The organism is Saccharospirillum sp. ABV4_185 (assembly GCF_056159245.1).
In genome coordinates this window covers 3,095,211-3,107,142 of record NZ_JBSWUW010000001.1, presented here as the reverse complement: position 1 = coordinate 3,107,142, position 11,932 = coordinate 3,095,211, and the positions used below count along the sequence as shown (strand labels likewise).

13 protein-coding genes are annotated in these 11,932 nt (G+C 57.6%); 6 read left to right on the top strand and 7 right to left on the bottom strand.

Going from position 1 to position 11,932, the window contains the following annotated elements:
• Window positions 1–78: 78 nt before the first annotated feature.
• The gene (locus ACXAE6_RS14815) at window positions 79–588 is read right to left on the bottom strand and encodes a GNAT family N-acetyltransferase (RefSeq protein WP_475150024.1); all 510 of its coding nucleotides are present in this window, start codon (window positions 586–588) and stop codon (window positions 79–81) included.
• Between the two features lie 41 nt (window positions 589–629).
• Window positions 630–1,457, bottom strand: coding sequence for an exodeoxyribonuclease III (gene xthA, locus ACXAE6_RS14810; RefSeq protein WP_475150020.1), 828 nt, complete (start codon window positions 1,455–1,457; stop codon window positions 630–632).
• Window positions 1,458–1,558: 101 nt separating this feature from the next.
• On the opposite strand from xthA, the gene ACXAE6_RS14805 reads away from it, so the two are divergent.
• The 4 genes from ACXAE6_RS14805 (at window position 1,559) to ACXAE6_RS14790 (ending at window position 6,196) form a co-directional block, all read left to right on the top strand.
• Window positions 1,559–2,134 (top strand): thymidine kinase, encoded by a 576-nt coding sequence (locus ACXAE6_RS14805; protein ID WP_475150017.1) that lies wholly within the window; start codon window positions 1,559–1,561, stop codon window positions 2,132–2,134.
• 62 nt (window positions 2,135–2,196) lie between these two features.
• A complete protein-coding gene (locus tag ACXAE6_RS14800; RefSeq protein WP_475150014.1) occupies window positions 2,197–4,665 on the top strand; it encodes a heavy metal translocating P-type ATPase in 2,469 nt (822 codons plus the stop codon).
• Between the two features lie 76 nt (window positions 4,666–4,741).
• On the top strand, window positions 4,742–5,578 hold the full coding sequence (locus tag ACXAE6_RS14795; RefSeq protein ID WP_475150009.1) for a cytochrome c oxidase assembly protein: 837 nt from the start codon (window positions 4,742–4,744) through the stop codon (window positions 5,576–5,578).
• Window positions 5,579–5,602: 24 nt separating this feature from the next.
• Window positions 5,603–6,196 (top strand): SCO family protein, encoded by a 594-nt coding sequence (locus ACXAE6_RS14790; RefSeq protein WP_475150005.1) that lies wholly within the window; start codon window positions 5,603–5,605, stop codon window positions 6,194–6,196.
• Between the two features lie 21 nt (window positions 6,197–6,217).
• On the opposite strand, the gene ACXAE6_RS14785 is transcribed toward ACXAE6_RS14790, so the two are convergent.
• Genes ACXAE6_RS14785 through grxD form a run of 3 tightly spaced genes read right to left on the bottom strand, consistent with a single transcriptional unit; the run spans window position 6,218 to window position 7,998 of the window.
• Window positions 6,218–6,793 carry a YqgE/AlgH family protein gene (locus ACXAE6_RS14785; RefSeq protein WP_475149999.1) on the bottom strand — a complete coding sequence of 192 codons (576 nt, stop codon included), beginning with the start codon at window positions 6,791–6,793 and terminating at the stop codon, window positions 6,218–6,220.
• Between the two features lie 53 nt (window positions 6,794–6,846).
• On the bottom strand, window positions 6,847–7,644 hold the full coding sequence (locus ACXAE6_RS14780; protein WP_475149994.1) for a HesA/MoeB/ThiF family protein: 798 nt from the start codon (window positions 7,642–7,644) through the stop codon (window positions 6,847–6,849).
• 18 nt (window positions 7,645–7,662) lie between these two features.
• A complete protein-coding gene (gene grxD / locus ACXAE6_RS14775) occupies window positions 7,663–7,998 on the bottom strand; it encodes a Grx4 family monothiol glutaredoxin (RefSeq protein ID WP_392801074.1) in 336 nt (111 codons plus the stop codon).
• A gap of 239 nt (window positions 7,999–8,237) precedes the next feature.
• Between grxD and argF the strand changes: the two genes are divergently transcribed.
• Together argF and ACXAE6_RS14765 are read left to right on the top strand one after the other, a co-directional pair.
• Window positions 8,238–9,146 carry an ornithine carbamoyltransferase gene (gene argF, locus ACXAE6_RS14770; protein ID WP_392801077.1) on the top strand — a complete coding sequence of 303 codons (909 nt, stop codon included), beginning with the start codon at window positions 8,238–8,240 and terminating at the stop codon, window positions 9,144–9,146.
• Window positions 9,139–9,912, top strand: a complete 774-nt coding sequence (locus ACXAE6_RS14765; RefSeq protein WP_475149983.1) for a substrate-binding periplasmic protein — start codon at window positions 9,139–9,141, stop codon at window positions 9,910–9,912. Before argF ends, ACXAE6_RS14765 begins: the two co-directional genes overlap by 8 nt.
• Here ACXAE6_RS14765 and ACXAE6_RS14760 read toward each other — a convergent pair.
• Both ACXAE6_RS14760 and ACXAE6_RS14755 read right to left on the bottom strand, forming a co-directional pair.
• On the bottom strand, window positions 9,865–11,259 hold the full coding sequence (locus ACXAE6_RS14760; RefSeq protein ID WP_475149980.1) for an ATP-binding protein: 1,395 nt from the start codon (window positions 11,257–11,259) through the stop codon (window positions 9,865–9,867). The genes ACXAE6_RS14765 and ACXAE6_RS14760 overlap by 48 nt on opposite strands.
• Window positions 11,256–11,924: a response regulator gene (locus ACXAE6_RS14755; RefSeq protein WP_475149976.1), complete on the bottom strand. Its 669-nt coding sequence runs from the start codon at window positions 11,922–11,924 to the stop codon at window positions 11,256–11,258. The genes ACXAE6_RS14760 and ACXAE6_RS14755 overlap by 4 nt, the downstream gene beginning before the upstream one ends.
• Between the last annotated feature and the right edge of the window lie 8 nt (window positions 11,925–11,932).

Sequence of the window (11,932 nt, the reverse complement as noted above, 5' to 3'; positions counted from 1 at the left end):
GGGAGCCTTTTCCTGGAAACTCTGCTGGAGAGCGCATTCTAGGGGCACAGATCGCTTTATATGACTACCGTGTAGACGTTATAGATTGAAGAATTGGACTTGATCAATTTCAAAACGTTCATAGTCGCCTGGCTGCTGCAAGGTGCTGATCATGCCAATTTTACGGGCCACACTCTTGGAGCGCTGGTTACCAGGATGTATCTCGGCAATCACGCGCTCAAGTCGTAGATGGTCGAAGGCGTGGTTCAATACCGCTCTTGCCGCTTCGCTGGCGAGGCCTTTCCCCCAACTGCTAGGCAGCATTCGCCAGCCGATTTCAATTTCCGGACCGATCCCATCGACGGGTATCAGCAATACCCAACCTAAAAACTGATCGGGCTCGCCGGCCAGCGATACCACCCAATAGCCCAGTCCTTCGCCATAATCCTGGACCGTGCGCTGATGGATAAAGGCACGATGGGCGTCAGGGTCGTGCCAGGGGCCAGAAACGTAATCCAGAACGCCGGGCTGTTGGTCCAGCTGATAACAATCCTCTGCATCAACGAGGCTTCTGGGTCGGAGCCGCAGGCGTTCTGTGTTCAGTTGCATTCAGCGCATCGCCTTGAATGGTAATGTCTACGAGGTAGACATTATGCGAGTTTCAAATCCAGATCCAGCCAGGCCGGGGCATGGTCGGAAGGCCGCTCCATACCGCGAATGTCGTAATCGATGCCGGCGCCGCGAATTAACGGAACCAGGGGGGCGCTGACCAGCAGGTGATCGATGCGCAGGCCGCGTTTCGGGGTGTCTTCAAAGCCTTTGGAGCGGTAGTCGAACCAACTGAACCATTCGTTATTATCGGGGTAAAGATGGCGGTAGCTGTCGGTCAGACCCCAGGCGCGCAGCTTCTCGAACCAGGCGCGTTCTTCCGGCTGGAAGGCGGACTTGCCCTCGCGCAGCCAGCGTTGGACATTCTTCTCACCAATACCCAAATCTTCATCGACTGGCGCAATATTGAAGTCGCCGAGGATAATCACCGGATCATCCGGGGTAAGGTTATTCTCCAACCAAGCCAATAGGTCGGCGTAAAAGCGTCGCTTGGCCGGCCATTTGGTTTCGTGGTGAATACTTTCGCCCTGGGGGAAATAGCCGTTCAGCACCGTCAGCGTGCGGCCGTCGGCAAGCGCATGGCGGCTGATCAACATGCGCCGATGGGCATCGTCTTCGTCATCGGGAAAACCGCGCTCGACGCTTTGCGGGGCGGTGCGGCTGAGTGTCGCCACGCCGAAGTGACCTTTCTGGCCCCAGGTGACCGAGCTCAAACCGCTGGCCTGTTCGACATCGGTATGCGGATACATATCGTCGTGAACTTTGATCTCTTGCAGACAGAGAATATCGGGATCCTGCAACTGACGCAGGGCTTCGAGTTGGTGCAAGCGGGCACGTATGCCGTTGATATTGAACGAAATGATGCGCATGGTAGGGCTTTCCCGAGTCAGACAGTGGCGGCTATTATTGCGAACCACTGCCGGCTTTGAAACCAGCAAGCTCCTAATCACCCATTGCGGACACGCCGCCCATGGCTCAACTTTATTTTTACTATTCGGCGATGAACGCCGGTAAATCGACCTCCTTGCTGCAGTCGGAATACAACTACCGCGAACGCGGTATGAAGGCGCTGTTACTGACCGCCCGTATCGACAACCGCTATGGCCAGGGCGTGATCCATTCGCGCATCGGCCTGGAACAACCCGCCGATTGCTTTGATGCCAATACCGATCTGCTCGACTGGTACCGCCATAAAGCCGGACCGGCCGACTGTATTTTGGTCGATGAAGCCCAGTTTCTGACCCATGAACAGGTGGATCAGTTGGCGATCCTGGCGGATGACGATGACGTACCGGTGCTCTGTTACGGCATTCGCACCGACTTTCGCAGCCAGTTGTTCTCGGGTTCTGAACGCTTGCTGGCCATCGCCGACAAACTCACCGAACTGAAAACCGTCTGCTTTTGCGGCCGCAAGGCCAGTATGGTGGCGCGCCTGGATGAGAACGGCCGCGCCATTGCCGAGGGCGATCAGGTGGTGATTGGCGGCAACGAGCGTTATGTATCCATGTGTCGACGTCATTATCGCGAGGCCATCGCTGGCGCTTGACCTTCCAGTTGCGTCAAGGTTTAGCCTCGATCACAGTTGATAACCCGATCGAGGAGGTTTCCATGAGTTGCCATCACGACCATTCCTCCGTCATGACCCGCGACCCGGTCTGCGGCATGACGGTCGATCCCGAAGCAGACAAACCTGAAGCCGATTACCAGGGCACGACCTACCGTTTTTGCGGTCCAGGCTGTCGCGACCGTTTTCAGAAGAACCCGGAAGATTACCTGACCGCGGCAGACCCGGTCTGCGGCATGACCGTCGAACGTGCTCGCGCTGCGGGCGTTGAACACCATCAGGGCGAGCGCTTTTTCTTCTGTTCCGAACGCTGCGCTGAGCGTTTTAAAGTCGAACCTGAAAGCTTCCTCGGTGATCGGCCGGCGCCGGATCCCATGCCGGAAGGCACGCTCTACACCTGTCCGATGGACCCGGAAATCGTGCAGGAAGGACCGGGTACCTGCCCTAAATGCGGTATGGCGCTGGAGCCGATGAACCCTGGCGCAGCCGACACCGGACCCAATCCTGAACTGATCGATTTCACCCGCCGGTTTTGGGTCAGTGTTGCCTTGGCCGTACCGTTGCTGATTCTGACCATGGGCTCCATGGCCGGTTTGCCATTCCGTGACTGGCTGGGCGAGCGCCTGGCCATTTGGATAGAGTTGATACTGGCCACGCCCGTGGTGCTCTGGGCGGCCCAGCCGTTCTTTGTGCGTGGCTGGCATTCGATTATTAACCGCAGTCCCAATATGTGGACACTGATCATGCTCGGTGTCGGCGCTGCCTATGGTTACAGCGTGATCGCAACGCTGATACCGGGCGCCTTTCCGGCTGGTTTCCGCCAGCACGGCGGCCAGGTAGCGGTCTATTTCGAGGCCTCGGCGGTGATCGTGGCCTTGATCTTCCTCGGCCAGTTGCTGGAGTTGCGAGCCCGCGCACGCACTGGCTCGGCGATCAAAGCGCTGATGGATCTGGCGCCAAAGACTGCGCTACGCATCAAGGCCGATGGTCAGGACGAAGAAGTACCCCTGGATGAGGTGCGCAGCGGCGACAAACTGCGGGTGCGGCCTGGCGATCGCATTCCGGTCGATGGCGTCGTCGCCGAAGGGCAGTCGGCGGTTGATGAGTCGATGATCAGCGGTGAGTCGGTCCCGGTGGAAAAAGCCGTTGGCGACGCGCTGACCGGCGGCACCTTCAACAAGCAGGGCAGCCTGGTGATGACGGCTGAGCGTGTCGGTGATGACACTGTGCTGTCGCAAATTGTCGAGATGGTTGCCAAGGCACAACGTTCACGGGCGCCAATTCAAGGTCTGGCCGATCGTGTTGCCGCCTGGTTTGTACCGACCGTAGTCGCCATCGCCTTGATCGCCTTTGTGGTCTGGTCGCTGGTGGGGCCTGAGCCCGGTTTTGTCTACGCCATTGTGGCTGCCGTTTCGGTACTGATCATTGCCTGCCCCTGTGCGCTGGGGTTGGCGACACCCATGTCGATCATGACCGCCACCGGTCGTGGCGCTCAGGCCGGCGTGCTGATCAAAGACGCCGAAGCCCTGGAACGCTTTGCGGCGATCGACACCCTGGTGGTTGATAAAACCGGCACCCTGACTGAAGGCCGCCCCAAACTGACCGATGTGGAACTGATCGATGGTCAGGACCGCCAGCAAGTATTGCGCTGGGTGGCCAGTCTGGAACGTGGCTCCGAGCATCCGCTGGCCGACGCTTTGGTGGCTGGCGCCAGGGACGAAGGTGTAGAGCCGGTTGATGTCTCCCGTTTTGAATCGATCACCGGCCAGGGTGTGGTCGGTGACGTGGAAGGCCACGAGCTGTGGCTGGGCAATCCGGCGCTGTTTAAGCAGCGCGAAGTCGATCTGGCGCCGTTGCAGCAAACTGCGGAATCACTGCGTGAGCATGGCAAGACGGTGATGTTTGTCGCTGTTGATGGTCAATTGGCGGGTCTGGTGGCGGTTCGTGATCCCATCAAAGCAACCACCGCCGACGCCATCCAACAGCTGGCGAAGCAGGGCGTACACCTAGTGATGGCGACCGGCGATAATGAAACCACCGCTCAGGCTGTGGCTCGCGAACTGGGTATTGATGAGATTCGCGCTGGCGTCACGCCAGAAGGCAAACAACAACTGATCGAAGAGCTGCGCGCTCAGGGTCGTAAAGTCGCCATGGCCGGCGATGGCATTAACGATGCGCCGGCTCTGGCCGCCGCTGACGTCGGTATTGCCATGGGCACGGGCGCCGATGTGGCCGTCGAAAGCGCCGGTATTACCTTAATCAAGGGCGACCTGGTTGGGCTGGTGCGGGCGCGTAAGCTGGCCCGTTCAACGTTGCGTAACATCAAGCAGAACCTGTTCTTCGCCTTTGTCTATAACAGCCTCGGTGTGCCGGTGGCGGCGGGGGTTTTGTATCCTTTCGTTGGTGCGCTGTTATCACCCATGTTGGCGGCGGCGGCGATGAGTCTATCGTCAGTCTCGGTGATCAGTAATGCGTTGCGTCTGCGTGCACTGAAATTGGGCGATAACGTCTGAGCCTCATGCAAAGACGTTTTATCTTTTAACAGCGGGCCTGCTAGAGTGGCCTCTTCGGCCCGCTGGAACGGTTACTGTGATTACTGACGTCCTGAACTTTGTACTTCCCTATGAATTTTCCTGGTTGGCCGTGGTGTTCTTTGGCACCGCGGCCGTGCTTTATGTGCGTGGCGCTCAGGCGCTGAAAAAAGCCGGGCAGGGTGAGCATCCTGGACGTCAGCTGTTGTTCTGGCTGGGATTGCTGCTGGCCTATACCGTTCTGCATACCCGTTTCGATTATTACGCCCAGTTCATGTTCTTTATTCATCGGGGTCAGCATCTGGTGCTGCACCATCTGGCACCAATTCTGTTGTGTCTGGCCAATCCCTGGCGTGTGCTCGCCGCTGGCGTCCCGGAAGGTCGCTCCCGCCGCTTGCTGGGTAATCTGCTGCAATCAGCACCGGTTCGCTGGGCCTACGCCATCGTTCAATATCCGCTGATCGCCGGTGTGCTCTTCTTCGGGCTGATTTTCTTCTGGCTTGAGCCAGGCATCCATTTCCGCGCCATGTTGGATCAGCAGTACTATCTGGCAATGAACTGGAGCATGTGGCTGGAAGGCATGCTGTTCTGGTGGCTGATTCTCGATCCGCGTCATCCGCAGCAAGCGCGCACCCTGGGCTTTGGCAAACGCATTCTGTTGATCTGGTTCGTCACCATTCCCCAACTCTGGTTAGGCGCTTATATAGCGACCAGTCGCGAACCACTGTTCGATGTCTATGATGTCTGTGGCCGCGCCTGGCCGATCGACCCGATGAACGACCAGTTACTCGGTGGCATCCTGACCTGGATTCCGCCCGGCATGATGGCCGTGTTGACTATGTTGATTGTGTTGCGACGCCTGTTGCATGCGTCCGGTCGACCAGTCACCGCCTGATAACCACTTAAGGAGAACGATGTAATGCAGCCATTGTGGAAGTCCGTCGCACTGATCGTTACGGCTTTTGGGCTACTGAGCGCCTGTGGCGATGAAAAAATCCAGTGGGAGGGCACGGATTTGTCCGGGGTCATGCCCGACCTGGAATTCGATCTGATCAACGAAGACGGTGAAGCGGTCAGTGAGTCGGATTACATCGGCCAGCCGACCTTGCTGTTCTTTGGCTTTACCAATTGCCCGGATATCTGCCCGGGGACGCTGGCCAGTCTGTCGCGCGCCATCGACCGACTGCAGGCCGATGAGCAGGATGATTATCAGGTGTTGTTCGTCAGCGTCGACCCTCAGCGCGATACGCCCCAACGCCTGCGTGACTACACCTCTGCCTTTGGCCCTCAGTTTATCGGCCTGACCGGTACCCAGCGTCAACTGGAGAATCTGAATAAGCGTATGCGCGCGACTTACGGTTATGGCGAGCCCGATGAGAACGGCTTCTACAATGTCTCCCACAGCTCAGCCGTTTATGGCTTCGACGCCGAAGGAAAAACGCGGGTGTTGATCAAAAGTGAGTTGCCGACCGACAGAATTTCAGCCGACCTGATGCGTCTGGCACAGCTTTGATGATCCAGCGGCGGGTGGCCGTTAAGCGCGGCCGCCGCTGTCACTGAGAAACATCTTGTCGACGCCCAACCGTTTTAGCGCGGCGTCATAGCGGGTTTCGATGCCTTCTTCGAAAATCAGCCCCATATCACCTGGCACGGTCAGCCAGGCGTTGCCTTTCAGTTCGCCCTCTAACTGACCCGGCGACCAGCCGGAACAGCCCAGGCACACCAGATAATCGCTGGGGCCGCCGCCTCGGGCGATCGCTTCCAGAATATCGGGACTGGTGGTGATGCTGATATAGCCGTTGTTCACCGTACTGCTCCAGGGACCTTCCTTGGAGTGATGGATGATAAAGCCATGTTCGGGCATCACCGGGCCACCGGAGTAGACGTGGGTGTCGCACAAATCCGGGTCGTCGCATTCGATATCGAGGGAGTCGAACACATCGCCCAGTTTCATTGACGTTAAGCGGTTGATGACCAAGCCCATGCAGCCATCACCATCGTGCTGAAACAGGTAAGAGACGGTGCCGCTGAACCAGGGATCGGCCATATCCGGCATGGCGACGATGAAGTGGTTGCTGAGGCTGCTGCCATCACTGTGTTGCGTGCTCATGAAGGGGCTCCCAGCGGCGATATGGATGGCTTTAGTACGCCAGTGAAGTTGTTTTAGGTCAAGCGGTTGGAGCAGGCCGGGCAGTCGGGATTGCGTTTGAACTGGAAGCGCTGGACGCTGAGGTCGAGCGCATCAACAGTCAGCAGTTGGCCGACCAGCGGCTCACCAAAACCAGCTAACAGCTTGAGCGCTTCGGTGGCTTGAATGGAGCCGATCAACCCCACCAAGGGCCCCAGTACGCCCGAGGTTGAACAGCTCAGCTCACCATCCTTACCATCCGGATAGAGACAGCGAAAACAGGGACTGTCGGCGCGGCGAACATCGAAGCTCGTGGCCTGGCCGCTCATACCCAGGGCAGCACCACTGACCAACGGTAATCCCAGCTCGATGCAAACCTCATTGGCGTCATAACGACTGGCGAAACTGTCGGTACCGATCACCACCAGATCACAACCTTGCGCCCACTGACGCAGGCCGTCTTTATCGAGCGACTGGTTAATTTCCACCAAGCGACAGTGCGGGTTTAAGCGGCGCAAGGTCTCAGCGGCGCTGTGTGTCTTAGCCTGGCCAACGCGGTCAGACGTATGGACGATCTGGCGCTGCAAATTGGTTTCGTCGACGGTGTCGCCATCGGCGATGCGCAGCTCACCGATGCCGGCTGCCGCCAGATACAGCAAAATAGGACTGCCCAAACCGCCAGCACCCACCACCAAAACAGTGGCATTGCGAAGTCGCTGCTGACCGGCAATATCCACTTGGGGCAGCAGAATATGACGGCTGTAGCGCAGCAGTTCGTCGTCGGTGAGGTCGGGGAATTGGGTCATGGCAGGGAAGGGGGATTGGCCCGGCATAACACCGGGCCTGTTGGCTCAGTTGGTTTCGTCTTCCGGCACAGCTTCATTGATCAACTGTTGCAACTCACCGTTGCCGGCCATTTCAGTGACGATATCACAGCCGCCAATTAACTCGCCCTGAACCCACAGCTGCGGGAAAGTTGGCCAGTTGGCGTATTCTTTCAGTTTTTCGCGGATATCCGGATTAGACAGAATATCGACATAAGCGAAACGCTTACCGCAGTTCATTACCGCCTGCACGGTTTGCGCAGAAAAGCCGCACATGGGCTGATTGGGATTGCCTTTCATGTACAGCAGCACGGGGTTGCTGGCGATTTGGTCTTTAATGGTATTGAGGGTCTCGTCGCTCATCTTGCTGCGTCCATATTGAAATGAGAAGTGGAATGCATGGCGTTTATTGTACGCCAATTCCGTCTTCGTGCAGATGGGGATGGGCAGAGTCTTTTCAATGGATACCATGGCAACACTGAATCGCAGAGAAGCAAGGGTGCATTGCTGCTGTTCAGCTGCTTAAGTATCATGGACGGTTTTCCCGCTCCGGGCCGCATCAGCGGCCGCGACCCATAACGATAAGTGAGAGGCAAAACAGCATGTCGGTCCGGCATTTTCTTACCTTAAACGACCTGAGCACGGACGAGCTTCGGCATCTGGTCGAACGCGCCATCGAACTGAAAGGTATGTTCAAGCGCGGAACGCGCTATGAACCGTTGAAAAACCGCGTGCTGGGCATGGTCTTTGAGAAATCCTCGACCCGAACCCGGGTTTCCTTCGAAGCGGGCATGATTCAACTCGGCGGCGGCGCTATATTCCTGTCGCCACGAGACACTCAATTAGGGCGTGGTGAGCCGATCGAAGACAGTGCCAGAGTGCTGTCACAAATGGTCGATGCGGTGATGATCCGGACGTTCGAGCACGACAAGGTCACCACCTTTGCTGACTATTCCTCGGTTCCGGTCATCAATGCGCTGACCGATGACTACCATCCCTGTCAGCTGCTGGCCGATATGCAGGCCTATCATGAAGTCCGCGGCCCGATTCAGGGTAAGACAGTTACCTGGATCGGCGATGGCAACAACATGTGCAACTCCTATATCAATGCCGCTCGCCAATATGACTTCCAACTGAACGTCGCCTGCCCGGAAGGTTATGAGCCAATGCAGTCGCTGCTCGACGAAGCCGGTGATCGGGTGCGTATCCTGCGCGATCCGGCCGAAGCGGTGGAAGGCGCGCATCTGATCACTACCGATGTCTGGGCCAGCATGGGCCAGGAAGAAGAAGCACAAGCGCGTTTTAAAGCCTTCGAGGGTTTCCAGGTATCACCTGCCTTGATGGATAAAGCCGATCCGGCTGCGATCTTCCTGCACTGTCTGCCAGCCCACCGTGGCGAAGAAGTCAGCCTGGATATGCTGGATGACCCACGTTCGGTTGTCTGGGAGCAGGCAGGCAATCGTCTGCACGCGCAAAAAGCCTTGTTGGAGTTTCTGCTCTGCAGTGAGTAACACCTTGACGTTAAAAACCGCGCTTGTGGCCATCCTGGTGATGGCCTTTACGGTCACAGCCCGGGCGGAAGTCCGGCTGGTAACCGGTAATGACTATCCGCCCTTTACCGATCAAAACCTTCCCGACGGCGGGCTCAGCTCACGGCTGGTTCAGGCCGCCTTTGCCGCCACCGGTGAGACCGTCGATATTCGGTTTCAGCCCTGGCTGCGTGGTTATCGGGCCACACTCAATGGCGACTTTGCCGCCACCTTTCCTTACGTTCATACCGACCAGCGCGAAACTGAAATGCTGTTTTCCGATCCGTTTATGAACGTGGATACCGTCATTATCAGCCGGGCGTCTCAACCCTTGGAGTACCAATCCGTGGAGTCGTTACGGGGCATGGCTTTGTGCCGTGCTCAGGGCTGGGGATTGCCTGCTGTAATTCGCGACGGCATAGCGGCAGGGATAATTCAGGTCGTCGATGCGCCGCAGTACACCTCCTGTTTTCGCATGTTATTGGCCGGAAGAGTCGATTTTCTGCTCAGTAATAATCTGCAGTGGGAAGTTCAGGCGCAGGTGAATGAGTTGGACCCCGACGCTTTCCATCTGGCCAAAACACCGGTTCAACGCAGCCGTCATTATCTGATTGCCGCCAAAACCGCAGCCGGCGAAGCCATTATCGAACAGTTCAATACCGGTCTGGCGCATTTGAAAGACAATGGCGACTATGGCCGTTTAGTGCGCGACTACCCGACGCTGTGGCCAGAGAATACGGACGATTAAGCCCCCGCCGGGAGTATCGTCCAGCTGCACCACACCCTGATGCCGCTCAACAATCCGCGCCACAATCGATAACCCCAGGCCAGCACCGGCCGTGCCACCCGTTCGATAGAAACGCTCCATCAGCTGTGGCTTCTCAGCGTCACTCACCCCAGGGCCATGGTCCTGAACGCTTAATTCGAGTCCATTGCCCAGTGCACGCCACTGAATCTCAATCCGCAGTCCCGCTGCTGCATGGGAAATGGCATTGCTGATCAGGTTCTGCAGCAGTATTTCCAGGCTGCCGGCTTCAACGGACAGTTGCCAGGGTTCGCCTGCGTCGTCATTGGTTAAACGCAACTCAACACCGTCTCGCCAAGCCAGCGGCGCCAGGTCGGCCAGCACCTGGCGACTGACCGCTAAAGGATCAATTAGCTGGCTCGGCGGACGGTCATCCGGATCCAGCCGAGCCAGTGTCAGCAGTTGCGACACAATGCGCGTGGTGCGTTCTATGCCGGTATGCAGTGACTGCAAAGCGTTGTGCCGATCCGTTTCATCCTGACTGCCCAGCGCATTCTGAGTGTGCAGACTAAGTACCGACAAAGGCGTACGCAGTTCGTGGGCGGCATCGGCGATAAACCGCTGTTCGCGCTCCAGCCGCTGTTTTAACTGCAGCAGCAGATGATTAATGGCGTCCTGAATCAGTTCCAGCTCGGCCGGCAGGTGGTTTTGTGACAAAGGCTCCAGTGAACGACGGTCACGCTGGCGAATCTGATTAGCCAGTTGTGCCAGCGGCTTCAGTCCATAACCGATGGCCCACCACAGCAACAGGCCCAGCAGGGGCAGACCAATCAATTCGGGGATCAGGCTGCGCCAGGCGATGTTTTCCACCAGCTCACCCCGGACATCCTGCCTCTCAGCGATGATGATGCGTTCTTCACTCTGGGTATCGGGCAATACAAAAACGCGCCAGCGCTGGCCTTCAACCTGTTCTTCACCGTAGCCACCGGTGAGATCGGTCAGCCGTTCCGACGGGGCATTGACCGAACGCAGAATCAACTGCTGATCCAACCAGACCTGAAACACCACCTTGCTCTCGTAAGGATGTCCCTGACGTGGGTCGGCTTGCGCGCTGAGCGTCTCCAGGGTGCTCAGCAGGCGCAACTTCTCGAACTGACTGAGCGAGGTTCGATTCAGCCCCGATACCAGATTGCCCAGCAATCGCGCCTGTTGCGCTAAATGGGCATCGTAGAGTTCTTCAACTTCATGGGCTGCATCATTAAAGCTACTCCAGGCGATCAGCGAACTGACTACAACCAGCAACAACAGCGCAGCACCGAGGGTTCGGGTACGGATGGCATTGGGAATCACAAGCGGGCGTCCTTATCCAGGGCATAACCGACACCGCGCAAGGTACGAATCAGGCCCGGGAACAGCTTCTTGCGCAGATGGTGCACATGAACCTCCAGCGCATTGCTTTCAACATCGTCATCCCAGCCGTAGAGCAGTTGCTGCAGGTGGTCGCGGGTAAAGACATGACCGGGCTGATTCGCCAATTCATGCAACAGCGCGAATTCACGGCGAGTCAGGGTGATCGCCCGGTCCTGTAAGTAGACCGTCTGACTTTGTGGTTCGATGCGCAGCTCGCCAATGGTCAGGCTGCTGTCGGCCCGACCGGCGCTGCGTCGCAGCAGCGCGCGGATGCGGGCCTTCAGCTCGGTGATATCGAAGGGTTTGACCAGATAATCGTCAGCGCCACTGTCGAGGCCGGCAATGCGGTCGGTTACCGCATCGCGGGCGGTGAGGATCAGCACCGGCGTTTGTTGGCTTTCTGAGCGCAGCGTCTTTAACACCGTCAGGCCATCCAGGCCGGGTAAACCCAGGTCCAACAACACCAGATCGAAAACTTCGTGACGCAGCGCATGCAGTGCCTGACGTCCATCAGCCAGGCAGTCGAGCGTATAACCTTCCGATTTCAAAGCAGTGCGGACGCCATCACGCAGATCGGCGTCGTCTTCAATCAGCAGTAGGCGCATGCATCGTC